The following is a 22,956-nucleotide window of genomic DNA, read 5'->3' as shown; positions in this document are numbered from 1 at the left end:
TCACAGAGTTGAAAGTAGACCTCCAAAGGTTATCATCGCATGCTTTGAGTGTGCTGTCAAAAAACCTCGAAATTTTTGATTAAATTGATAATAATCAGTTTGTTATGGATTAGAAGGCATGGTACAGGAAACCCCGTTCCCGTAACGTGCGGTGCGCTTCGGCGTGATTGGGATACAGGCATTGCAGGGTTTCCCGGAATGTCGGGCCATGATTCATATGCCGCAGATGGGCTACTTCGTGGGCAATGACGTAATCCATTTCTGCCAGACTGGCCTTGAGCAAACGCCAGTTGAGGCGGATCATTCCGCGCGCATGGCAACTACCCCAGCGACGGCGGGCATTGGACAGGGCAACGGCGGGCAGGGGCACGCCCAACTGTCCGGCGTAATGCGCGACACGGGGCAAAAAGAAAGGCAGGGCCTGGGCTTGGTACCAGCGTTGGAGGGCTACCGTGATGTCGCCTCGACCAGGGTTGAGGTACAACACTTCGCCTTCAAGGCGGGTGGGACCGGAATCCAGGGACAGGCGCACAGTGCGTCCCAGATAAGGGAGTAAGGCGCCTTCCCGAGGGACGACGCGCAACGCTGATTTTTGGCAGCACTCGGTCCATTTGGTGCGAATCCAGGCGGCACGGGTCTGGATCAATGTTTCCAGTTGCGCGCCGGGTAGGTTGGGGGGGGCAAACACCGTCAACCCCTGCTCGTCGATTTTGAGACCAATGGTCCGGCGACGCGGACTTCTCACCAGTCGGTAAGGGAGGGTCTGTCCGGCGCAGGTGAGCAGGGGTTGGGGCAGGGCAGGCTGGTTCATCGGATAACAGAACCCCTCTTGTTGTGCTTTCGTCGCCAGGGGTGGGCGGGTTGGTGGCTCCAACGTTCCAGTTCGGCTTCGATCCAGGCTTCGGCTTCCTGATTGACTTCGATCCCTTCCCGTCCCTCGGTGGAGAGGACGGGGCCCAGGGACAGATGAATGGTACCCGGATATTTGCCCAGCATTCCTTTTTGCCATAATCGACCTGCATCATGGGCCAGGGGGACCACGGGAACGCCTGCCTGCACAGCCAGCAAGCCGCCGCCAGGGGCATAGCGACCCCGATAACCGTAGGGAACCCGGGTCCCCTCCGGAAAAATAATCACGATCAGCCCCCGGCTCAGGCGTTCCCGTCCCTGACTGAGTACTTGCTGGAAAGCTTCGCGCCGTTGCTCGCGGTCGATGGCGATGGGTTCGAGCAGTCTCATTCCCCATCCGAAAAAAGGAATGGAGAGTATTTCCTGTTTCAATACGAAAACATGCGGGGGGAGGAAAGCCGGAAAAAAAATCGTCTCCCAGGTTGATTGATGTTTGGCCACCAGAACGAAGGGGCCGCTGGGCAAGTGCTCCCAGCCGCTGATTTCATGGTGAATGCCACAAATCCAGCGGGCCAGGACCAGCATCAGACGCGACCAGGCTCCTGCAAAATAACGGGGTCCGCGCACGCCGAAAGGCGCAGACAGGATCATGAGCAGGGCGTACACGGGGGTAGCCAATCCTTGGGCCAGGACGAAAATCAACGCGCGCAGGATGCGCATGATCAATGTTTGGCCAGCAGGGTGCGCACGGCCTCCTGAAGGTTTTCATGAATCAGGGTTCCGGGCGGCAAGTTGCCCGTCTCGAGAGTTTTTTGGCCTTTGCCCGTGAGCACCAGGATCGGCTGGGCCCCGGCCCGTTCTGCAGCCACCAGGTCGCGCAGAGAATCGCCGATGGCGGGAACGCCCTGGAGCGAGGTGTTGTAACGTTGTCCAATCTCTTCAAATAGTCCGGGTGCCGGCTTGCGACAATGGCATCGCGATTCACGGGCATGGGGGCAAAAGAAAATGGCTTCGATCAATCCGCCCTGCTGAGCCAGGGCATCGATCATCTTCTGGTGAATGGCATTGAGAGTCGTCAGATCGAATAGTCCGCGCGCGATGCCTGACTGATTGGTCGCGATCACAACTTGATAACCGGCATGGTTGAGGCGGGCGATGGCCGCCAGACTGCCAGGTATGGGATGCCATTCTTCCGGGCTTTTGATGAAGCGGTCGCTATCGGCATTGATAACGCCATCACGATCGAGGATGATGAGAGACATGGTCGTAGGGTTCCTTGCCAGGGGGCTTCAACTACTCAGGCAGGACAGGTCGCCTACCTGATTCATGAGCGATTCCAGGTCTTGCAACAGGGCCAGGCGTGCTGCTCGCAGTCCGGGGTCCTCACACATTACCATGAGGTCGGTAAAAAACCGGTCCACGGGGGCATGCAACTCTGCCAGCGCGCTCAGGGCGGAGGAAAAGTCGGCCTGGCGCAGGAAAGTGTCCATGCGGGGTTGCAGGGCCTGCAGTTTTTCCTGCAAGTCGAGTTCCGCCGGTTCGCGCAGGGGCGCGGGGGGGACAGACTGTGTCGAGCCAGACTTTTTGAGCAGGTTGCGAATGCGTTTATGGGCTGCACTCAGGCCGATGGCTTCAGGGCAGGTGCGGAAAGAGGCGAGCGCCTGGAGGTGCGCGGGCAACCGGTCCAGACGAGCGGGTAAGGGGGAAACCACCGCTTCCACCAAGGCCTGATCGAATCCCTGGTCGCGCAACAGACCGCGCAAACGATCCTGAATGAAGGTGGGCAGAGAGTTCAATGCCGTGCTGTCCAGTACGCCCTGAGGGAATGTGGCCTCGGTCCAGGCGAGGAGCGCAGGCAGTTCCAGTGCAGGCGCCTTGTCCATCAGCAGACGCAGGATCCCCAGGGTGGCGCGGCGTAATCCATAAGGATCCCGGTCCCCTGTGGGAATTTGGCCGATGCCGTAAATGCCCACCAGGGTTTCCAGTTTATCGGCCAGGGCCATGACCGTGCCCAGGGGGGTGGTGGGTAAGTCATCTCCGGCAAAACGGGGACGGTAGTGGGCCTCGATGGCCAATGCCACCTCTTCTGTTTCCTGATCGTGGCGGGCATAGTCCCGTCCCATGAAGCCTTGCAGTTCGGGGAATTCTCCCACCATGTCCGTGCTCAGGTCGGCCTTCAGCAACTGCGCTGCCCGGCGGGCTTGCATGCCGGACAAATGCAGGGTGCTGGCCATCCTTTCGGCCAGTTGGGATAGACGTTCGACCCGTGCGCCCAAACTGCCCAGACGCTGGTGGTAAACCACCTGATCCAGATGGGCGCGCCGCTCGCTCAGGGGGGTCTTGCGATCCTGCTGGTAGAAGAAACGGGCATCTGCCAGGCGCGCGCGCAAGACGCGCTCATTGCCTTGGATGATGGCCCCTGGCGTGGCTGTTTCCAGATTGCTGACCAGCAGGAAGCGAGGCTGCAACTGATTCTGGGTATTGCCCAGAGGAAAATACTTTTGGTGTTGTTGCATGGAAAGAATCAGGCATTCCTGAGGAATTTCCAGGAAAGCAGGGTCAAACCGCCCTTCCAGGATCGTGGGCCATTCCACCAGTGCTGTCACTTCGTCGAGCAGTTCTGGTCCGGCCAGTACGTGGTGGGGCAGAGCCAGGGCGTTCAAGGCCTGCTGGATACGCTGACGTCGTTCGGCAAAGGAGGCGATTACCTTGCCTTCCCGTTCCAGAAGTGTGGCATAGGATGCAGCGTGGTCGAGGGTGAGCAGACCTGCGCCCAGAAAACGATGCCCCAGGGTCTGGCGAGTGCTGGAGAGTCCAAACAGATTCAAAGAGATCAATTGATCTCCGTGCAGAACCATCAGTCCATGGACCGGGCGGACAAATTCGGAGTCACCCGAGCCCCAGCGCATCACCTTGGCCACGGGCAGTTGGCGCAGGGCCTGGTCGAGCAGGGCAGGAAGCACTTCCCCCAGAGGGATACCACGGTGCAAGGAATGGTGAACATAGTATTCCAGTCCCTTGTCATCCCTGCGCAGTTCCAGAGCATCCACGGTGACGCCACAGGATCGGGCAAATCCCTGCAGGGCCGGGGTGGCCGTGCCATCTGCCGTTTGTCCGGCTTTGCGACTGGGCCCCTTGCGTTCCACCAGACGCTCGGGTTGTACGCCAGCCACGTCCTCGATCAACATCGCCAGACGGCGTGGCGTTGCGAAGATCTGGACGGCAGCCTGCGCCGGGGCAAGGTGTTGGGCCACCAATCCCTGATGTACGCTCTGAGCAAAACTGGTGGACAACTTCAGCAGGGATTTAGGCGGCAGTTCTTCGGTGCGCAGTTCGATCAGCAAAGGTGCGGAGATCATTTGGATTCTCCGGTTTGCTGCGCGCCCAGCAGGGGAAAGCCGAGGGCTGCCCGGGTGTCGTAGTAAGCCTGGGCCACCTGTCGTGACAGGGTGCGGATGCGCCCGATATAACCGGCCCGTTCCGTGACTGAAATGGCGCCACGGGCATCCAGCAGGTTGAAGGTGTGCGAACATTTGAGGGCCATGTCATAGGCGGGTAGGGGTAAGCCCGCCTCGATCAGACGTTTGGACTCCCGTTCAAAACCCGCAAACTGTTCAAACAGCCAGGCGGGGTTGCTGGCCTCAAAGTTGTAACGGGACTGTTCCACTTCATTTTGATGGTAGATATCTCCGTACCGCAAGCCTTCCGTCCAGATCAGGTCGTAGACGTTGTCGCAGCCTTGCAGGTACATGGCGAGGCGTTCCGTTCCATAGGTGATTTCACCCAGTACGGGGGCGCAGGTCAATCCCCCCACTTCCTGAAAATAGGTGAACTGGGTGACTTCCATGCCGTTGAGCCAGACTTCCCAGCCCAGTCCCCAGGCGCCCAAGGTAGGGTTTTCCCAATCGTCTTCCACAAAACGGATGTCATTGTTTTGGGGATCGATGCCCAGAGCAATGAGAGAATTCAGGTAAAGGGACTGGATATCATCCGGAGAGGGTTTCAAGACCACCTGAAACTGGTAATAATGTTGCAAACGGTTGGGGTTTTCACCATAACGCCCATCCTTGGGGCGCCGCGAGGGCTGAACGAAAGCGGCTTTCCAGGGTTCGGGGCCGAGCGCGCGCAGGAAAGTGGCGGGATGGGAAGTGCCCGCACCCACTTCCATGTCAAAGGGTTGCAGCAGGGCACAGCCCTGGTCGTTCCAGTAGTGTTGCAAGCGCAGCAGCATGGCTTGGAAGGTGAGCATGGGTCAGAATCGTTGGTTCAGGGGTTGCAGGGAAATCCATACTCCGAGGACGATGAACCAGAGCAGAGACCATTCGGAAATGGCCAGACCCGCAAAGGTCCAGCCCACGCTGGCACATTCGCCTGAACCTTTGAGGACGATGGCCAGTGCGTTGAAGAAAGGATGGGCTTTGATGATGTAATTCAGACCGGGGCCACAACTGGGAACCTGATTGGGGGGGAGATGCTGCAGCCAAACCTGGCGCGCTGCGATGGCCGCACCCGTAAGGGCCAGGGCTCCCCCCAGGCGTGCATAGGCGCGCACGAAAAACCCCTGGGTAGGATTATGAATAGCCGCCACCAGAAAAATGACGCCCAGTCCCATCATCAGGACGCGCTGAAGGATGCATAAAGGACAGGGTTCTTCCCCCAGACCATGTTGCAGATAGAGGGCAAAAAAGATCAGACCGCTGGCTGCCATAAAACCAAAACCATGGCAGAGGCGGCGCGAAAGTGGAAGATTCATCGCAAGGGTCGCCAACGTAAGGAAAGAATCAGGGCAAGAGCGCAAAGCGCAAGGATACCGTAATTCCCCACCAGCACGAAAGGTGTCACGCCGCCATAGCCGGAAATATTCCCGCCGAGGTTGAAAATTTCCCCACGGGGGGCCCGTTCCAGAATCTCTCCATGGGCACCGATCAGGGCGGTGACGCCCGTATTGGTCACGCGCAGCATGGGGCGCCCTGTTTCCAGGGCACGAGTCTGGGCCATTTGAAGGTGTTGTTCGGGGCCGATGGACGAACCGAACCAGGCATCATTGGTGAAATTGGCCAACAGGGTGGCCTGGGGCAAGGCCTGACGGATTTCATCGCCAAAGGCATCTTCATAGCAAATATCCACTCCCACCCACTGCCCCCCCACGCGCAAGGGCGGTTGATTGGGATTTCCGCGCTGCTGGTCGTCCAGGGGAATATTCAGAACGGAATGGATCAGGGGGGCCAGCAGATCACTCCAGGGGATGAACTCGCCAAAGGGAACGAGGTGGACCTTGTGGTAGGCCTGCATGGGGGAGTGACCGAAACTGAAGACGCTGTTGTAATACTGGCCACGCTCCGGTTCGGAAAACAGACCCACCAGAATGTCGCTGTTGTTTTCATAGCCAAAGGTTTCGAGCGCTTCGCTATATCCTTCCGGCATTCGCTGGCGCAGGTAGGGCAAGGCACTTTCGGGCAGGAGAATCAGGCGTCCGGTGCTGTTGAAGAGCAGAGTGTTGTAGCGTTGCACGATCAGCCCCCGGCTTTCAGCCACGAACTTCATGTCCTGAGGGATATTTCCCTGTAACAGATTGACGGCGATGGGCTGACCCAGGGGGTGAACCCAGGGCAGTCGTTGGAGTGCCAGTCCGCTGGCAAGGAGTATCCCCAGGGCGAGGAGCGAGACGAGGGAGGAACGATGGTGCCGTAGGGAAAGGAGGGCGAGCGTCAGCAGTCCTGCCCCAAGAACAGTGGCTGCCGAGGCGCCAAATACGCCGAGCAGAGGCGTAAACCCGGCCAGCGGGCCCTTGGGGGTGGCGGCATAGCCCAGGGATAACCAGGGAAATCCGCTCAGAAACCAACTGCGTACCCATTCGGAGAGCGTCCAGAGTGCCGGGGTAACCAGCAGCCAGCGACTGGTGGGACGGTCGTGGAAGCGCCAACTCCAGCGTCCCACCAACGCAGGGAAAAGTGCGAGGCAGGCGCTGAAGAGGAAAATGAGGAGGTAGGCCAAGGACAGAGGCATGCCACCAAATTCGTGCAAACTGATTTCAATCCAGTGAATTCCGGCTCCAAAAAAACCCAGACCCCAAAACCATCCAATCCAGCCAGCACTCCGGCCATGATGGCAACCATGCCAAAGCAATCCCAAAATCGAGAGGGACAGGAGGGGGGCGGGCCAAACATGGTAAGGCGCAAAACCGGTGACCGCCAGGGATCCGGCCAGGAGGGCAAAAAAGCCGGCCCAGAGTTTTCCTTTCATGAAGACGGGGAATCCGGATCCAGTTTCGTCACCGAGACGGAATGGAGGCGGCGGCTGTCGGCACGCAGGATTTTGACCTTGAGCCCGGCAAAGATGATCTGTTCTCCGCGCTTGGGCATGCGTCCGAACTGATTCAGGACCAGTCCCCCGAGGGTTTCGACGCCATTGCCATGGAGATGTGTGCCCATGAAACTATTAAAATCTTCCAGTTCGGTGGTGGCTTTGACGCGAAACTGGGCTTCTCCTTCCGGAACGATATTGTCCTCGGTTTCGTCAAAATCGTATTCATCCTCGATGTCGCCCACGATCTGTTCCAGCACGTCTTCGATGGTGACCAGTCCCGAGACCCCCCCGTATTCGTCCACCACCATCGCCATGTGGTTACGGTTGGTGCGAAATTCGCGCAGCAGGACATTGAGGCGTTTGGATCCGGGCACGAAAATGGCAGGACGCAGCATGTCGCGGATCTGAAAAGGCAACCCGGCGGTGAAGCGCAGCATGTCCTTGGCCAGCAAAATGCCCACCACATTATCCTTGTTGCCTTCGATGGCGGGAAAACGGGAATGCGTGGTTTCGATGAGGAACGGAATGATCTGTTCCGGAGAGGATTGGAGATCGATGACGTCCATCTGGGCCCGGGGAATCATGACGTCCCGAACCTGCATGTCGGCCACCCCCAGAACGCCCTCCATCATGCTCAAGGCATCGGTATCGAGCAGATTTCGTTCCAATGCCTGATGCAAAATGGCGATGAGTTCTTCGCGGTTCTCGGGTTCATGGTGCAACCAGTGAGTCAGACGCTCGAGCAGCGAGGGTTTGTGGGGGGGTTCTTCAACCATGGGCAGGACGGTCCAGATAAGGATTGGGAATGGAAAGTTGGGTCAATAAGTCGATTTCGAGGGTTTCCATGAGGGTGGCCTCCGTCTCGTTTTCGTGATCATACCCCTGCAAATGGAGCATTCCGTGAATGAGCAGATGGGCATAATGATTCAAGAGTGGTTTATGTTGCTGCCGGGCTTCAGCCTTGACCACGGGAGCACAGAGTACCAGGTCTCCGTGCAGACGCGTGGAGACGCGCGGGTTCTCGTCGGGATAGGAGAACGTCAGAACATTGGTGGGATAATCCTTGTGACGAAAGGTTTGATTCAGGGATCGTCCCTCCGGGCGGTCCACCAGACGCACGGTGATCATGGCGGAACGGCGCAGTGCATGACGCAGCCACTGGCGGATTTGCCCTTCGGAAGGTTGGAGGGATGAGCGACTGGCGCGCTGAACCGTCAGGTGGAGGTGGAAGCGGTGTGGCTCAGCCATGGGAGGAGTTCTGGGTTTCATAGGCATTGACGATACGTTGAACCAGAGGATGGCGAACCACATCCTCAGTCTGGAAGATGGTAAAAGCAACGCCTTCCACCCGCTGCAAGACATTTCGGGCATCGATCAGTCCGCTTTTCTGGGTGCGGTGCAAGTCGATCTGGGTAACATCGCCGGTGATGACGGCGCGGGTACCAAAACCAATGCGGGTGAGAAACATTTTCATCTGCTTTGGCGTCGTATTTTGTGCCTCGTCCAGAATGATGAAACTGTGGTTGAGGGTGCGCCCCCGCATATAGGCGAGGGGCGCCACTTCAATGACACCGCGCTCGAAGAGACGACCGACCCGCTCATGACCCAGGAGGTCATAGAGCGCATCGTACAGGGGGCGCAGGTAGGGATCGATCTTCTGGTGAAGATCGCCCGGCAGAAAGCCCAGGCGTTCCCCTGCTTCCACGGCCGGCCGCACCAGGATGATGCGTTTGACTTCTTCCCGTTCCAGGGCATCCACGGCGGCTGCCACGGCCAGATAGGTTTTACCCGTGCCGGCAGGTCCTACGCCGAAGCACAGGATATGTTCGCGCATTTGTTGCAGGTACTGGATTTGGCGGGGGGACCGGGCTTCCACCTGACCACGGCGGGTTTGCAGTATCTGTTTGGTGGGGGCCAGAGCCGGTTCTTCGGCCTGTTGTAAACGTAAATGGGTTAGTTTTCGGAACAGAAGGGCGGGATCCAGGGGCACGGTGGCCTCCTGGTACAACGTATCCAACACCGCTCTGGCCCGCTCCAGGTCCTGGGGAAGGCCGGTCAGGGTAAAGACATCCCCCCGTCGGTGCAGGCCGATGTCCAGATGGCGGGCCATAAGCGCCAGATTTTCATCGAGTACCCCACATAGATTGGACAATCGAACATTGTCCAGAGGCGTGGGGATGAATTCGCATTGTTCGGGGACAGGGGCAGGCATCAGAGCAAGTCAACCAACTCGCCGCGCAGGGTGTGAGGGGCGGCGGCCGTGATGCGCACGTCCACGAAATGCCCTATCAGTCGCTCTCCCCCGGGAAAGTTCACAACGCGGTTGTTATCCGTTCGTCCCCTCAACTCCATTGTATGACGGCGCGCATGCCCATCCACCAGAATGCGCTGACGAGTACCTACCATGGCAGTGCTGATTTTGAAGGCTTGGGCATCGGTTTGAGCCAGCAGAGCCTGGAGTCGTGTCCGTTTGACCTCCAGGGGAACGGTATCCGGTCGGTCGGCTGCCGGGGTGCCGGGGCGAGGGCTATACATGAAGCCATAACTGCCATCAAACTCCACCTCTTCGATCAATTGAAGGGTTGCGGCAAAATCCTCATCGGTTTCGCCGGGAAAACCGATGATGAAGTCACTGGTCAGTGACAAACCGGGTTTGGCCTGACGCAGGGCGGCCACGGTTTCCTTGTAGGATTCCACGGTATAGCCCCGTTTCATGGCCGCCAGAATGCGGTTGGAACCCGACTGAACGGGCAGATGGATCTGGCTGGCCAGTTTGGGCAGCCGTCCGTGGGCAGCAATCAGGGTAGAGGTCACTTCCAGCGGGTGGCTGGTGGTGTAGCGGACTCGTTCGATTCCTTCGAGGGCACAGACCTCAGTCAAGAGGTGTGCGAAGTCCAGATCCGCACCGGAGTTTTGCAGGTGCAGCCAGGCATTGACATTTTGTCCAAGCAAGGTGACTTCCCGAACCCCCTGGCGAGACAGAAGACGAATTTCCTCCAGAACGGCTTCGAGCGGACGAGAAAACTCTTCTCCGCGCGTATAGGGCACGACGCAAAAACTGCAATACTTGCTACACCCTTCCATGATGGAAACGAAAGCCGTGGGGCCTTCAACCCGGGCAGGGGGCAAGGCATCGAATTTTTCGATTTCCGGAAAAGAAATGTCCAGTTGGTGCTGTCCGGAGCGCTGGCGCTGGCGCATCAGTTCGGGTAGGCGATGGAGGGTTTGAGGCCCGAACACGACGTCCACATAGGGAGCGCGATCCAGCAAAGCCTGCCCTTCCTGGCTGGCCACACATCCCCCCACGGCAATGACCACATTGGGTTGGGCCAATTTGAATTCGTTGGCTCGGCCCAGTTCGGAAAAAAACTTTTCCTCGGCTTTTTCCCGTACCGAACAGGTATTGAAAATGATCAGGTCGGCGCTCGCCATGTCCTCAGTAGGTTCCATGGCATGGGATTGTTGGAGCAACGCAAGTATTTTCTCCGAGTCATAAACATTCATCTGACAGCCGAAGGTCTTGATATGGACCTTTCGGCTCGGAGGTGTGAGCGAGACAGTGGAATTCATTGAAACGGCGACGTGACCTATGGAAAAGAGAGAGTTCAGAACGGGTTCCAGGTTTTTTCCGGGGTGTAATGCATGTAACCGACACTGGCACCTTCACGCAGACCCACGCCCAGTCGGATCGGGGCCAGGATGATATCGCCCCGTTGCTGGTAGTTGATGCCGGCGCCACCGACAAAATAGAGACTGCCATCGACTCCAGGGTAGCGCTGGAAAATGGCGTTGGCAGAGGGCAGATGATAGACCAGAACGAACACCTTGGTGGCATCCCCTCCCAGGTCAAAGCCAACGGACGGACCGGTCCAGTAGACTTTGCGCGCAACTCCGTCCTTCATGATCAGGTCGCCATCTCCGTAACGCAGCCCGACAGCGATGGCACCGGCCACCTCTTCCCCCTTGATGTAGCCATTGGGGCGTCCCTTCTCACGAAAGGCTTTTTCAATCAACTTGGCCAATCCTTCTGTGGTTTGGCCAAAAAACTGGGTGGCATCCTTGACGATAGAGTCCTGATCGAAAGTTTCTTCTCCCTGTGGAGGTGCTGCACTGACCAGCATGGGAAAACAACAACTGAGTAGTACGAACCAGAGACGAACCAGAAAGCGGTTGATCATGGGGCCTATCCTTGGATGTTATGAAGAGACAGGGATCATCATACCAAAAAATATTGAATCAGGGGCTTGAGTAAAGTCCGGTCAGGAGTTAAAATGCTCCGCTTGTGGCGAATTAGCTCAGCCGGTTAGAGCGACGGAATCATAATCCGCAGGTCCGGGGTTCGAATCCCTGATTCGCCACCATATGCCACTTCTTGCTGCCCATCTCCAGTCCTGATCAAATTTTTATAATGGTGTCGCTATAGAGTGCCATCAGAGGGTCGTGAGTCATCAGGCGCATGGGTTCGACAAGCGCTTGGGCCACAAGGATGCGGTCAAACGGGTCTTGATGGTGAGCGGGTAACTCTTCAACGGCTAACGCGTGTTCTGCTTCGACCGGCAGGAATCGATAACCCGAATCTTGAAAATAACCCAGGGCATTGCGACCAGAAACCGGCATATCTCCACGAGCCAAAGAATGCTTGATCGCAATCTCCCAGACACTCGCAACGCTGACCCAAACGATTGTTTTGGGCGATTTGATCAAGTCCCGCGCTTTCTGTGACAGTTTTGGGCTGTCCGTGATTGCCCACAGGGCAACATGGGTATCCAGGAGCAGGTTCAAGACTTACCCACATCACCCGTGAATAATCGGGCCACTTCATCGTTGTGCGCGTCGATACTGTCAGGTACCTCAAACAAACCCCTGGCCACACCAAGGCGCTGACCCATCGGTGCCATACCCATCGGCACTAACATGGCAGCAGGACGACCATTGCGGGCAATGATGATTTCACGTTCCCGGCCCTGCTCGATGTCTTCTACCAGACGAGACAGGGAAGATTTGGCTTGCAGCATGTTAATGGTTTGCATGATTTCTTCCTGTTAAATACGCTGTTAGTCTAGTCTAGTCTGGCTAATTACGGGAGTCAAATTTTTCCCGCGATTTTTGCCTCTGTGATAAAACTCCAGGTAAATTTTTTTGACGGAAATATTCCGCCGTCCAGTTAACGATTACAATGCTGCAACGTGGTGGCTAAATTTTTTTTGCAAGAGATTCAAAGGAGAATAATTCTTTGAAAACTACTTCTAAAATAGCGGTCTGGTTTGGCAGTGCAGGTCTGTTGATTGTGCTGGTGGCGCTGCTGTCGTTTTGGTTGTTCAGACAGAGCGAAGATGCGGATCGATGGCAGAGACACACTTTTCTGGTATTGGACAAGGCGAATGTGTTGCTTTCCAGCCTGAAAGATACGGAGGCGGGTCAGCGCGGCTACCTGCTGACGGGGGATAAAGCCTTTCTGGCACCGTATCTGGCAGTGCGTGACCGTATCCCCTCCCAGTTGGCGGAATTGCGCCGACTCGCTCAGGATAATCCGGCCCAGGAACGCCGGTTGGATGTGCTGGCCCCCCTGGTCGAGGCAAAGTTGCGGGAGTTGAGGCAAGTTTTGGCGTTATATGGCGACCAACACGCCGAAGACGCACTAAAAATATTGCGTAGCGGTTCGGGCAAGCAGTTGATGGACGAAATTCGCGCCGGGTTGAGCGACTTCAACCAGCAGGAAAATGAATTGCTGGAACAGCGCACGATTCGATTTCACAGGTATCTGAGTCTGTTGTTGGTGTCGATTTCTCTTGCCAGTCTGTTGGCGATGGGGCTGGCCTTGCTCTCCGCCTACATCGTGTCTCGCGAAACGCGTTTGCGACTTCAGGTCAAGGAAGAGGCAAACCAGGCATTGAGCGAGGCTCATGAGGTTTTACGCGTCAGCGAAGAAAATCTGTCCGTCACGCTCAACTCCATCGGCGACGGGGTGCTGGCCACGGACGCCGAAGGTCGGGTGACGCGCCTGAATACCGTTGCAGAGCGGCTGATCGGCTGGTCTCAAGCGGAAGCCGCCGGTCGACCGGCGGAAGACGTTTTTCACATCCTCAACCAGAAGACCCGTCAGCCTGCCTTTCTTCCGGTGGCGGAAACCTTGGCGCAAGGCGTCATTTATGGTTTGGCCAACGATACCCTGTTGATTGCCCGCGATGGCAGCGAGTGCGCCATTGCCGATAGTTGTGCTCCTATTCGCAATCGTGCAGGTGAGGTGATTGGAACGGTGCTGGTGTTTCGCGATGTGAGCAGGGAATACGCAACCCAGACCGCACTGAGCGACAGCGCCACGCGCATTCGGACAATTCTGAATACGGTGGTGGATGCCATCATCACCATCGATGAGCGGGGTATCGTCGAGACGGTGAACCTGGCGGCAAAATTTCTGTTCGGCTATGAGATCGCCGAAATCGTCGGACAGAACATCAGCATGTTGATGCCGGAACCCTATCGCAGTCACCATGATGACTACATCGAGTACTATCTGGCCACAGGGGAGGCGCACATCATTGGCACCGGGCGCGAGGTCGTGGGACAGCGCAAGGATGGCAGTGTTTTTCCGATGTATCTGGCCGTGAGCGAGATGCAACTGGAAGGTGAGCGCCACTTCATCGGCGTCGTGCATGACATCACCGAGCGCAAACAGGCCGAACAAAAACTTTTCGTTGCGAAAGAGGCCGCAGAACTGGCCAATCGCGCGAAGGATTCGTTCCTTGCCACCATGAGCCATGAAATCCGCACGCCGCTCACGGGAATGTTGGGCATGCTGGAGGTGCTTTCACTGACCCCCCTCGATCACGATCAGGACCAGACTTTGAGGGCGGTGTGGGATTCTGGGCGGAGTTTGCTGCGCATCGTCAATGATATCCTGGACTGGTCGAAGATCGAGGCGGGAAAATTGACGCTCTCACCTCAATCCATCTCGATCCCCCGGTTGCTGCAAGAGGTTGTCAACACTTATTCACGGGTGGCCAGTTCCAAGTCCCTGCTGCTGTGGCAACATGCCGATGCCCGGCTTGCTGCGGCGCATATCGTCGACTCGTTGCGCCTCTCCCAGGTGCTCAACAACTTCGTCAGCAATGCGCTCAGATTCACCCAGTCTGGAGAGATCGAACTGCGTGCCGAACTTCTCGAGCAACTTGACAGCGGTGAGCGCATACGCTTTTCGGTCAAGGACACCGGCATCGGTATCGCCCAGGAAGTCCAGCAGCACCTGTTTCAACGCTACCGTCAGGAGAGTGCCGATACTGCCCGTATGTACGGCGGGACGGGATTGGGGTTGTCGATTTGCCGCCGTCTGACGGATTTGATGGATGGTCAACTGGAACTGGTGAGCGAACCGGGTCGGGGTTCCACCTTCAGCGTGACCTTCAGCCTGCCGGTTTCTGCGACGCCGGGGGATATGGGGGTGATTGCCTTGTCCGAAGTGACACGAAAGCATGTTCAACCGCTTCTGCAGGGCGGCGCGGATGCGCCGCTGGTGTTGGCGGTGGATGATCATCCGATCAACCGCGATCTGTTGGCGCGTCAGATCAAGTTGCTCGGTTTGCGCGCTGAAACCGCAGAGAATGGGCAAGTCGCACTGTCTCTGTGGCAAGAGGGGCGCTTTGCGTTGGTGATCACCGACTGTCACATGCCGGAAATGGACGGGTATGCGCTTACGCAGGAAATACGTCGGATCGAGACCAGGAAAAGACTGCCGCATACGCCCATTATCGCCTGGACGGCCAATGCCCTTGCCGAAGAAAAGGAACACTGCCAGAACGCCGGCATGGATGCGTTGCTGGTTAAACCTGCAGATCTGTCGCAATTGAAAGAGATGCTGAAAAAATGGTTGCACATCGCTGAGACGGACAATCCTCAAACTACAACTTCGCCGCAAACCGGGAACGGCAAAGAGACGACTCCCTGCCCCATCGATTATGCAGCGTTCAGTGGAGTGGTGCCGGAGCGTGCCGATCAAATCCGGGTGCTGCGCGATTTTCAGGCACATCTTTGCGCCGACCGTGTCCATCTGGGCAAAATTCTGGAACGGGGGGATCACGTCAACGGTGAGCGCACGGCCCATCGCATGAAAGGGTCGAGCCGGATGGTGGGGGCAACGGACATCGCCACCGCTTGCGCTGTCATCGAGCAAGCGATGCGGGATGGAAAACTGGCCGATGCGCGCTCGGCCATGACCGGACTGGATGCGGCCATCAAAGAACTGAAAGAACATTGCATGGAATTGAAGGATTCGAACGGGGAAAACGAATGACTGCGAGTGAATTGAATTTTCTGGTGGTGGAAGACGATGATTTTCAGCGCCGAATGGTCGTTACCATGCTGCACTCTCTGGGGGCCGCCGAGGTGCGTGAAGCCGGTAATGGCAGGCAGGCGCTCGAGATGCTGCATGCGGTGCACACCCGGCCAGTGGACATCGTGCTTTGCGACATGGACATGCCGGAAATGGATGGTATGGCATTCCTGCGCCATTTGGGGCAGGAAAATAATGCGGCTGCGGTCATCATCCTCAGCATGTTGGACCGGGTATTGCTGGTTTCGGTGGAAAAGATGTCCGAAGCCTACGGGGTCAAATTGCTGGGGGCGGTGGAAAAACCCCTCACGCGGGTTCAACTCGAGGCGTTGATCCTCCGTTACGAGCGGGGCAGCAGGGCGCAACGACCCCATGGCACCGTACAGGTGTTTACTTTGGAGGAAATCCGGCAGGGAATGAAGGCAAAACAGTTCGAACCCTATTTCCAGCCCAAAGTGGACATGAAAACAGGACGGTTGATGGGAGCAGAGGCGCTGGCACGCTGGATTCATCCCGAGTATGGCGTGATCACTCCCTATGCCTTTATCCCGCTTCTGGAGAAGGCAAAGGAGATGGACGAACTGACTTTCATGATGTTGGAAAAGTCGGTGGCTGCCTGCCGTTCCCTACAGGATAAAGGCCATTCATTGGTCATTTCGATCAATTTATCCCTGACCTCCCTCACCGACATCACCCTGGCCGACCGGATTACGCAAGGGGTGCTCGATGCGGGGGTGGATCCTCGCGCCATCGTTCTTGAAATCACCGAGTCGGCTGCCATGACCGATGTGGCCCACGCCCTGGAAAATCTGGCGCGTTTGCGCATGCACGGCTTTGGTCTTTCCATCGATGATTTTGGTACGGGTTATTCCAGCATGCAGCAACTGATGCGGATTGCCTTCAGCGAATTGAAAATCGACCAGTCTTTTGTGAAGGACATTGCCAGCAACGAATCATTGCGCATTGTGGTGGAATCCAGCATTGGCATGGCGCGCAAACTGCGGGTCAAGAGCGTTGCCGAGGGCGTGGAGACCCAACAGGATTGGGAAATATTGAAAACTCTGAATTGCGATATCGCACAGGGCTATTTCATCGCCAAACCAATGAATCTCGACGCGTTCATGGACCATTGCGCAGTGGGTGACCAGTAATCATCCTGTCCTTGAAGTGTCTTAAAAGGGCGACAAACAGGGATAAATGCCTCAGTGATCGATCGGTAATGGCTTGCCGGCGGCATGAAGCGCAACCCATTTCTCCAGTTCGGCTACATGTTGAGATTCCTCCTTGGCAAACTCTCGCGCAAGCATCAGAATTTCAGGGTCCGTGGTCGTCTCCACGATGCTGGTGTAGTACTCCAGTCCTGCCCGTTCGGCGTCTAGCGCAATTTCCAGGGCTTGTCCCCGACCTATTTGCGGATCCGTGGCCCAAATTGCTGCGGTCTCCGGGCTTTCGATGTCGGGCCAGTGAAAACTTCCCGGAACAATGGTGGGGATATCGCGAAATCCTGCCCGTGCCCGTGCATCGCTCAAGTGCAAACGGGAGTACCCGGCCAGTCGTCGAAACAGCATCCCGACTTCCTTGTTGCCGACGGACGCCATGGCGTCCGCCAGTTGGTCAAAACGAAGAACGGCTTCTTCTTCGAGCTTGATGGAGTAAGCTAAAAATTCTTCAACGGAATTCACGGGTGATGTTCTCTCTTTGATAGGGGTCCATGGACAAATAAGGCATTGCTTGGATTTGGGAGATTGAAGGGGGTATCACAACCTTGTAGGGTTATCGACAAAATTGATTCATTGGAAGTGACCCCCCTGATTTTTTTCATCCTGCAGGGGATTAAAGCAATTATCATGCCATAAACAAGCGGTCATCGAGGAGCGTTATGGTGTTGCAGAAGGATTTTCCCATACTTCTCCCGGATATTGACGAGGAAAAACCAGAAGGTATTTCTCTGGGGGAAGTAAACCTAGGTTAGACTCCGGCCATGCCGTTATTTCTTCATCTGAAGCGCTCTCTCAACCCATGGCGTCGGGCGCGCTGGCGTTTGCGTCTCGTTCTGTGGGGCTTTGCGGCCCTGTCGGGTTTGGCGGTGGCGGGGTTTGCCAAGGGAGCTGACCTGGCCCTGGCGTTCTTTTTTGCTCTGGATCGACACTGGTTCTGGTTACCCTTGATCTGGACCCCTTTCATCGGCATGGTGTCCGTGGCTCTGACTCAAAAAGTATTTCCTGGCATACAGGGAAGTGGCATTCCGCAAGTGATCGCTGCCACCCGTTTGGTTGCCCAGGGGAAACCCGTTCATCATCTGGTGTCTCTGCGAATTGCCGTGGGAAAGGTATTGGTGGGATTACTGGCCTTGACCGGCGGTTTTTCCGCAGGGCGCGAGGGGCCTTCCGTGCAGGTGTCGGCGTCGCTGGTCTTTCTGGCGCGTCGCTATCTGCCCCGTTCCCGAGTTCTGCGCCCCAGCGATCTGATTCTGGCAGGCGGTGCCGCCGGGGTGGCGGCGGCTTTCAACACGCCTCTGGCCGGGGTGGTTTTTGCCATCGAAGAGTTGGGGCGTCGACTGGAAACCCGCACCAGTGGTGTATTGCTCGGAGTGATCATCGTTTCCGGATTGACTTCCATTGCCCTCTTGGGAAACTACAATTATTTCGGGCGCATTACTCTTCACGGTCTGGATTACCATATCATGGGTCCCGTGCTGGTGAGTGGAGTGGTTTGCGGCTTGCTGGGCGGGCTTTTCAGCCGCCTGTTGTTGTGGCCGCAACAGGGGCAGGCCTGGGGGCTATGGCGCTGGCGTCAGGAAAATCCCATTGTATTTGCCGGGATCTGTGGGGTATTGATCGCCGTGCTGGGCCTGCTGACTCATGGGCTTTCCTTTGGAAGTGGTTATACCCTTGCCCTGCCCCTGGTGAATGGAGGGGTTCAGAGCGTGCCCTGGTACGCTTCGCCCGCCCGTTTTCTGGCCACCGTGATCAGTTACTATTCGGGGATTCCCGGCGGGATCTTTGCGCCTGCCCTGGCGGTGGGCAGCACCCTGGGGGCAACCCTGGCCCCCGCCCTGGGCAGCCACGACCTGATTCCCTGGGTGACCCTGTGTATGGCCGGTTTTCTGGCGGCCGTCACCCAAGCACCGATCACGGCAGCCCTGATCGTGATCGAGATGGTGGACGGGCATCGCATGGCCCTGCCTCTCCTGGCGGTGACCTTTCTGGCGCGCGCTATCAGTGCTTATTTCGGACCGGAACTCTACCAACAACTGGCCCTGCGCTTTGCCGAGGATCGGCGCGACAGCGGGATTCGTCCTGCGGATTTCCGGAAGGAGGCCTAGGTGCGCTGGTTACGTTTCAGGCGGTTGGTGTCCCATGCCCCGTTCCCTTTCTCGTTCAAACAGTTGTTGGGGGCTTCCTTTGCCGGGATCCTGATCCTGCTGGGGGGGGCGCTGGTGCGTGCCCTGGTGGCGGTGGATACGTTGAGTCGAGACAGTCGGGACTTTCCGGCCAAGGCCTTGCAACGTTCTGGTCAGGTGCGCGAGTTACAGGAAACCACCGTTGCCCTGGAACGTCAGGTACGCCAATACCTGGTGTTGCATGATCCTTCCCTGCGTCTGGATATCCGTCATAGCTGGATGCAAAGTCTGGCTGTACTGAAGGAACTGGATCATGCAGGTCCGGCGGATCTCGTTCCCCTGACTCAGCAATGGCGCGCACTGGCGGATGCCAATATTCCTCCCTTGCTTGAAGAACACAGTGAACGAATGAGTATCCCCACCGCACACCTGGATGCGGTATTTCATCAGTTGGGACAACTGGACCAACAACTGGATAGTGTGCTGCAAACCCGTCTGGCCGAACAGGATCAAACCTTGTTGCAGGAGTTTGAACGCCAAAGGCAAGTCTTGATCAACATGGGAGTCACGGCTTCTTCGCTGGCCCTGGTACTGGCTCTGGGTTTGGGGGCATGGTTGTCACGGTCCTTTGCTCAGTTGGACCGCGCCATTCGCCAGTTGGGACGGTCTCAGAAGGTTCCCCTGAAACCGTTGGGAGGGCCGACGGATATTCGTCAATTGGGGGAACGGGTGCGTTGGGTGCAACAACGACTGGCGGATCTGGAATCGGATAAACTTCAGTTCATGCGGCATATTTCTCATGAGTTGAAGACGCCCCTGGCCAATCTTCGGGAAGGAGTGGCCCTGCTCGAAGAGCAGGTGCCGGGTCCGGTGAATGAAGCACAACGGGAAATCCTGGTGATCTTGCGGGAAAACTCTCTGGCGCTGCAACACCAGATCGAAGGTCTACTGCAGTACAATGCGGCAGCATCGGGCGCTCAGTATCTGCAAAAGCGCTGGGTGGATGTGCGCGTTCTCCTGGAACATCTGGTAACACGCCAGCGTTTGCAGATTCAGGCCAAGTCATTGCAGGTTCGAATCGAGGGAACCTTGGCGCGGGTCTGGCTGGATCCGGATAAATGGGAAACCGTGGCGGGGAACCTGCTGATCAATGCCATTCGTTTCTCTCCGGTGTCCGGGTTGATCCGCTTGACCCTTTCGGAAGGGAGCGAGGGGTGGAAGATGATGATCCAGGATCAGGGCCCCGGCGTCGATCCTCAGGATGCACTGCACATCTTTGATCCCTTTTATCAAGGTAAACGTCAACCTGCGGGCGCGCGCAAGGGCAGTGGGGTGGGACTTTCCATTGTCCGTGCATTGGTTCAGGCCCATGGCGGAGGAGTCTCGCTCATTCCTCAGGATAACGGAGTCGGCGGGGCTTTTTTTTGTGTGGAAATGCCTCGTGATACCGGCGAAACAGGTGGTCAACGAAGCAAAGGAAGCAAGGATCGGGCATGAAAATGGAATTTTGGGTCAAAAGACAGGAGAAAAAGATTCCTGTGGTGTTGGGAATGATGGGGGTAACGTTTCTGGTGGGTTGTGCGACGCCTGCGCCCCATCCCGTGATTTCACCCCCCCCTGCGCCCTCCCTGTCTTCCGGGGTGGATGAGGTGAAGCGCCTCCCTGATGTGATCCCTGCCGACGGCGAGGATATGGTCATGGCTCTGGATCAACTGGATCAGGATATGACCCTGTCTCCCGAGGTACGCAGTGAAATCCTGTCCAGTCTGGTGGCGCAACCCGCACCGGAAACGTCCCAGGACCGGTTACGGCGGGCTCAATTGCTGCTGTTGCAACATCAGGCAGGAACTACCCAGCAGGCCGTGATCCTGTTGCAGACCTTGGTGGGTGAAGAGGAAAAAGGGGATCACGCGGAACTGCTTCCTTTGACTCATTGGTTGAAGCAATGGGCGGACACCCAGGCGCTGCTGGAACTCCAGACGGATCAACTGACCCGTCAGTCCCAGGAGTTGCAGGGAAGGGCCGATAATCTAGCGCGACAGATTCAGGAACTGCGCGCGATCGAGCGCAATTTGAGTTCCCGTCCCGGACCGGACAAAGCGGGCACTCACCCCTGAAGGAAGCGGTTGCAGGCCTGCATAGTGCCATGCGCGACGAAGAACCGAGGGAATGCGACGTTCTTCCGGGATATCCAGCAAGGAAAGCCCGCGCATCTTGAGAAAACGGGTGGAATGACTGGTGGCAATGGCCAGAGGGGCTGCCAGCAACCAGGGCAGGGCAATGGGGAGCAGGTCCACCATCAGGGTCGGTCCGCGCAGCGAGGCCAATGCCAGGCCGCCGGTCGCAATCAGGAACAGGCCGCGGTAATGTTGCCAGGTGCTGCGCCAGGCCAGGGTAGAGGCTTCCCGTGCGGGGGATTTCCATTCCAGTCTGAATCCGGTCAGGGCGGTAAGCACGAAGAGTGTATGAGCAACCATGCGCAGGGGGGCTTGCAACAGGGAGAGGGTGGCTTCGGTGAAGGCGCTGGCCAGGAGGGTGGAAGTTCCCCCGAATTTGGCCTGTTCGCCCCGTTTGAAAAGGGCCAGCAGGGCCAGCAGGCGTGGAATGAAAAGCATGCTCAAGGTCACGGGCCAGAGTGCGGGCAGGAGAGGAGTATGGGGGTTGAGCGCGGTCAGACTCAGACTGACCAGAATGTACGCCATCCAGAGGGGAGCCGAGGCGTAGGCCAGCACGCCGGTGAGGAGCATGGCGCGATGCACCGCATGAAATCCGGGTTCCCAGAGCAGGCGGAAGTTTTTGAGATTGCCCTGGCACCAGCGTCGATCCCGTTGCAGCTCTTCCAGAAGGTGGGCGGGTTGCTGTTCGTAACTGCCTTCGAGGCCGGGGACGATCCAGGTGTGGTAGCCTGCACGGCGCAGGAGTGCCGCCTCCACAAAATCATGGGAGAGAATTTCTCCGCTCAAATTGCCCTTGCCGGGCAACAGGGCCAGTCCGCAGTGACGCATGAAAGGTGCGATCCGCAGGATGGCATTGTGTCCCCAGTAATGGGATTCCCCCAGTTGCCAGTATTGCATGCCTGCCGTAAATAATTGACCGGTGACTCGCCCCGCAAATTGTTGGCTACGCGCGTGAACCGTGTCCAGTCCCACGGAGCGAGGCAAGGTCTGAATGATGCCGGCGCTCGGGTTCCGTTCCATCAGGCCCACCAGGCTGGTGAGAGCGCTTCCGGTCATCACGCTGTCGGCGTCCAATACGACCATGTACCGATAATCCTTGCCCCAACGCCGGCAAAAGTCCGCCACATTGCCGGCTTTCTTCCGTCCCCGCCGTGCGCGGACCCGGTAAAACAGGTTGAGGCGATGACCCAGTTGGTCGTGCAATTCCCTCCAGGCGGCTTGTTCTTCGGCCAGAATAGCAGGATCGCTACTGTCGGACAGGACGAACACATCGAACAGCGTGGTGTCCCGGGTAGCTGCCAGAGATTCGCAGGTGGCACGCAACCCGGCAAAGACGCTACGTACCTGTTCGTGACAGATGGGCATGATGAGCGCGGTGCGGGCACCGGGGTCCAGGGGCAGGTCAGCATGGGAGGAGGGCACGGCCAGGGCGTGGGGATCGGGGTGCAACTGCACCCAGAATCCCAGCACGGCCGTCAGGAAACCGGCGCTGACCCAGGCAAATAACAGGACGAAGAGGGTCCATTGGGTCCATCCGAGCAAGGCTCCCAGACCCTGGAGGTTCTGGGGCCACTGGCTCCATCCGGCCAGTACTGAAGAAAAAAGAATCCCTGCGCCCAGAGCGCGGCGCCGAAGAGTCGCTGCCGTTTCCCAGGCCTGCAGGGGGGCCTCTGCGCGGTTCCTGCGGGGGGGGTGCAGAAGTGCGCGGAGGGACTGCAGAAACCCGTTCCAGAACCCGGACCACGGTCGGGAGATCATGGATCCCCGGTTGAGTGGGGGGGCCTGAAGATCAGGACGTGTCAGCGGTATGAGGTCGTAAGGATTCATGCTGGTAACTGAAGCAATGATTGTGCCAATATCTTTAAGTATTTCTCAATTATATGAAATAAAACAATATTTATTATTTTTAAGGAAGAGTGGAGGGGGTTTTTCTGGGGTATTTGGCGCTGGCTTCG

Annotated in this window: 21 protein-coding genes and 1 tRNA gene; 6 read left to right on the top strand and 16 right to left on the bottom strand. The window is 57.4% G+C overall.

Annotation, left to right across the window (positions count from 1 at the left end):
* Positions 1–109: 109 nt before the first annotated feature.
* From HO274_RS05750 to HO274_RS05695, 12 genes are read right to left on the bottom strand one after another with little or no spacing between them, the layout of a single operon-like run.
* Complete coding sequence (locus tag HO274_RS05750; RefSeq protein WP_273122077.1) at positions 110–811, bottom strand: M48 family metallopeptidase; 702 nt, start codon at positions 809–811, stop codon at positions 110–112.
* Positions 808–1,569, bottom strand: a complete 762-nt coding sequence (locus HO274_RS05745; protein ID WP_273122076.1) for a lysophospholipid acyltransferase family protein — start codon at positions 1,567–1,569, stop codon at positions 808–810. The genes HO274_RS05750 and HO274_RS05745 overlap by 4 nt, the downstream gene beginning before the upstream one ends.
* Positions 1,570–1,571: 2 nt before the next feature.
* Entirely contained in the window at positions 1,572–2,111 is a 540-nt protein-coding gene (gene gmhB / locus HO274_RS05740; protein ID WP_031597953.1) for a D-glycero-beta-D-manno-heptose 1,7-bisphosphate 7-phosphatase, read from the bottom strand.
* 27 nt (positions 2,112–2,138) lie between these two features.
* Positions 2,139–4,208, bottom strand: coding sequence for a glycine--tRNA ligase subunit beta (gene glyS, locus HO274_RS05735; protein WP_273122073.1), 2,070 nt, complete (start codon positions 4,206–4,208; stop codon positions 2,139–2,141).
* Positions 4,205–5,098: a glycine--tRNA ligase subunit alpha gene (gene glyQ, locus HO274_RS05730; RefSeq protein WP_273122071.1), complete on the bottom strand. Its 894-nt coding sequence runs from the start codon at positions 5,096–5,098 to the stop codon at positions 4,205–4,207. Before glyQ ends, glyS begins: the two co-directional genes overlap by 4 nt.
* Before the next feature lie 3 nt (positions 5,099–5,101).
* The gene (locus tag HO274_RS05725; protein ID WP_273122069.1) at positions 5,102–5,602 is read right to left on the bottom strand and encodes a disulfide bond formation protein B; all 501 of its coding nucleotides are present in this window, start codon (positions 5,600–5,602) and stop codon (positions 5,102–5,104) included.
* On the bottom strand, positions 5,599–7,092 hold the full coding sequence (gene lnt / locus HO274_RS05720) for an apolipoprotein N-acyltransferase (RefSeq protein WP_273122067.1): 1,494 nt from the start codon (positions 7,090–7,092) through the stop codon (positions 5,599–5,601). Before lnt ends, HO274_RS05725 begins: the two co-directional genes overlap by 4 nt.
* Complete coding sequence (locus tag HO274_RS05715) at positions 7,089–7,931, bottom strand: HlyC/CorC family transporter (RefSeq protein WP_273122063.1); 843 nt, start codon at positions 7,929–7,931, stop codon at positions 7,089–7,091. The genes lnt and HO274_RS05715 overlap by 4 nt, the downstream gene beginning before the upstream one ends.
* On the bottom strand, positions 7,924–8,403 hold the full coding sequence (ybeY, locus tag HO274_RS05710; protein ID WP_273122061.1) for an rRNA maturation RNase YbeY: 480 nt from the start codon (positions 8,401–8,403) through the stop codon (positions 7,924–7,926). The genes HO274_RS05715 and ybeY overlap by 8 nt, the downstream gene beginning before the upstream one ends.
* Positions 8,396–9,367 (bottom strand): PhoH family protein, encoded by a 972-nt coding sequence (locus tag HO274_RS05705; protein WP_062188161.1) that lies wholly within the window; start codon positions 9,365–9,367, stop codon positions 8,396–8,398. The genes ybeY and HO274_RS05705 overlap by 8 nt, the downstream gene beginning before the upstream one ends.
* Positions 9,367–10,725, bottom strand: coding sequence for a tRNA (N6-isopentenyl adenosine(37)-C2)-methylthiotransferase MiaB (gene miaB, locus HO274_RS05700; RefSeq protein WP_273122058.1), 1,359 nt, complete (start codon positions 10,723–10,725; stop codon positions 9,367–9,369). The genes HO274_RS05705 and miaB overlap by 1 nt, the downstream gene beginning before the upstream one ends.
* Before the next feature lie 35 nt (positions 10,726–10,760).
* Positions 10,761–11,333, bottom strand: a complete 573-nt coding sequence (locus HO274_RS05695) for a DUF1134 domain-containing protein (protein WP_156472661.1) — start codon at positions 11,331–11,333, stop codon at positions 10,761–10,763.
* A gap of 106 nt (positions 11,334–11,439) precedes the next feature.
* On the opposite strand from HO274_RS05695, the gene HO274_RS05690 reads away from it, so the two are divergent.
* A tRNA-Met gene (locus tag HO274_RS05690) sits at positions 11,440–11,516 on the top strand.
* Between the two features lie 34 nt (positions 11,517–11,550).
* Here the strand turns inward: HO274_RS05690 and HO274_RS05685 are convergent.
* Together HO274_RS05685 and HO274_RS05680 are read right to left on the bottom strand one after the other, a co-directional pair.
* Entirely contained in the window at positions 11,551–11,937 is a 387-nt protein-coding gene (locus HO274_RS05685; RefSeq protein ID WP_273122056.1) for a type II toxin-antitoxin system VapC family toxin, read from the bottom strand.
* A complete protein-coding gene (locus HO274_RS05680) occupies positions 11,934–12,185 on the bottom strand; it encodes a type II toxin-antitoxin system Phd/YefM family antitoxin (RefSeq protein ID WP_273122054.1) in 252 nt (83 codons plus the stop codon). The genes HO274_RS05685 and HO274_RS05680 overlap by 4 nt, the downstream gene beginning before the upstream one ends.
* A gap of 203 nt (positions 12,186–12,388) precedes the next feature.
* On the opposite strand from HO274_RS05680, the gene HO274_RS05675 reads away from it, so the two are divergent.
* A complete protein-coding gene (locus HO274_RS05675) occupies positions 12,389–15,442 on the top strand; it encodes a PAS domain S-box protein (protein WP_273122052.1) in 3,054 nt (1,017 codons plus the stop codon).
* Entirely contained in the window at positions 15,439–16,632 is a 1,194-nt protein-coding gene (locus HO274_RS05670) for an EAL domain-containing response regulator (RefSeq protein WP_062188144.1), read from the top strand. The genes HO274_RS05675 and HO274_RS05670 overlap by 4 nt, the downstream gene beginning before the upstream one ends.
* A 51-nt stretch (positions 16,633–16,683) precedes the next feature.
* On the opposite strand, the gene HO274_RS05665 is transcribed toward HO274_RS05670, so the two are convergent.
* Positions 16,684–17,163: a ferritin-like domain-containing protein gene (locus HO274_RS05665; protein ID WP_031596038.1), complete on the bottom strand. Its 480-nt coding sequence runs from the start codon at positions 17,161–17,163 to the stop codon at positions 16,684–16,686.
* Positions 17,164–17,462: 299 nt separating this feature from the next.
* Here HO274_RS05665 and HO274_RS05660 point away from each other — a divergent pair, with 299 nt between their 5' ends.
* The 3 genes from HO274_RS05660 to HO274_RS05650 are packed head-to-tail and all read left to right on the top strand — an operon-like array spanning position 17,463 to position 20,941.
* A complete protein-coding gene (locus HO274_RS05660) occupies positions 17,463–18,806 on the top strand; it encodes a chloride channel protein (RefSeq protein WP_273122050.1) in 1,344 nt (447 codons plus the stop codon).
* Positions 18,807–20,321 (top strand): sensor histidine kinase, encoded by a 1,515-nt coding sequence (locus HO274_RS05655; protein WP_273122048.1) that lies wholly within the window; start codon positions 18,807–18,809, stop codon positions 20,319–20,321.
* Positions 20,318–20,941 carry a hypothetical protein gene (locus tag HO274_RS05650; RefSeq protein ID WP_273122046.1) on the top strand — a complete coding sequence of 208 codons (624 nt, stop codon included), beginning with the start codon at positions 20,318–20,320 and terminating at the stop codon, positions 20,939–20,941. The genes HO274_RS05655 and HO274_RS05650 overlap by 4 nt, the downstream gene beginning before the upstream one ends.
* Here HO274_RS05650 and mdoH read toward each other — a convergent pair.
* The gene (mdoH, locus tag HO274_RS05645) at positions 20,855–22,828 is read right to left on the bottom strand and encodes a glucans biosynthesis glucosyltransferase MdoH (RefSeq protein WP_273122045.1); all 1,974 of its coding nucleotides are present in this window, start codon (positions 22,826–22,828) and stop codon (positions 20,855–20,857) included. The genes HO274_RS05650 and mdoH overlap by 87 nt on opposite strands.
* Between the last annotated feature and the right edge of the window lie 128 nt (positions 22,829–22,956).

It is taken from the genome of Ferrovum myxofaciens, assembly GCF_013181415.1.
In the GTDB taxonomy this organism is placed as follows: Bacteria; Pseudomonadota; Gammaproteobacteria; order Burkholderiales; family Ferrovaceae; genus Ferrovum; species Ferrovum myxofaciens.
The sequence above is the reverse complement of the archived record's forward strand: the minus strand, read 5'-3'. Positions and strand labels throughout refer to the sequence as shown.

Coding starts and splice junctions, on each gene's coding strand:
- HO274_RS05750 (WP_273122077.1), bottom strand. CDS start 811: ATGAACCAGCCTGCCCTGCCCCAACCCCTGCTCACCTGCGCCGGACAG.
- HO274_RS05745 (WP_273122076.1), bottom strand. CDS start 1,569: ATGCGCATCCTGCGCGCGTTGATTTTCGTCCTGGCCCAAGGATTGGCT.
- gmhB (WP_031597953.1), bottom strand. CDS start 2,111: ATGTCTCTCATCATCCTCGATCGTGATGGCGTTATCAATGCCGATAGC.
- glyS (WP_273122073.1), bottom strand. CDS start 4,208: ATGATCTCCGCACCTTTGCTGATCGAACTGCGCACCGAAGAACTGCCG.
- glyQ (WP_273122071.1), bottom strand. CDS start 5,098: ATGCTCACCTTCCAAGCCATGCTGCTGCGCTTGCAACACTACTGGAAC.
- HO274_RS05725 (WP_273122069.1), bottom strand. CDS start 5,602: ATGAATCTTCCACTTTCGCGCCGCCTCTGCCATGGTTTTGGTTTTATG.
- lnt (WP_273122067.1), bottom strand. CDS start 7,092: ATGAAAGGAAAACTCTGGGCCGGCTTTTTTGCCCTCCTGGCCGGATCC.
- HO274_RS05715 (WP_273122063.1), bottom strand. CDS start 7,931: ATGGTTGAAGAACCCCCCCACAAACCCTCGCTGCTCGAGCGTCTGACT.
- ybeY (WP_273122061.1), bottom strand. CDS start 8,403: ATGGCTGAGCCACACCGCTTCCACCTCCACCTGACGGTTCAGCGCGCC.
- HO274_RS05705 (WP_062188161.1), bottom strand. CDS start 9,367: ATGCCTGCCCCTGTCCCCGAACAATGCGAATTCATCCCCACGCCTCTG.
- miaB (WP_273122058.1), bottom strand. CDS start 10,725: ATGAATTCCACTGTCTCGCTCACACCTCCGAGCCGAAAGGTCCATATC.
- HO274_RS05695 (WP_156472661.1), bottom strand. CDS start 11,333: ATGATCAACCGCTTTCTGGTTCGTCTCTGGTTCGTACTACTCAGTTGT.
- HO274_RS05680 (WP_273122054.1), bottom strand. CDS start 12,185: ATGCAAACCATTAACATGCTGCAAGCCAAATCTTCCCTGTCTCGTCTG.
- HO274_RS05670 (WP_062188144.1), top strand. CDS start 15,439: ATGACTGCGAGTGAATTGAATTTTCTGGTGGTGGAAGACGATGATTTT.
- HO274_RS05660 (WP_273122050.1), top strand. CDS start 17,463: ATGCCGTTATTTCTTCATCTGAAGCGCTCTCTCAACCCATGGCGTCGG.
- HO274_RS05650 (WP_273122046.1), top strand. CDS start 20,318: ATGAAAATGGAATTTTGGGTCAAAAGACAGGAGAAAAAGATTCCTGTG.
- mdoH (WP_273122045.1), bottom strand. CDS start 22,828: ATGAATCCTTACGACCTCATACCGCTGACACGTCCTGATCTTCAGGCC.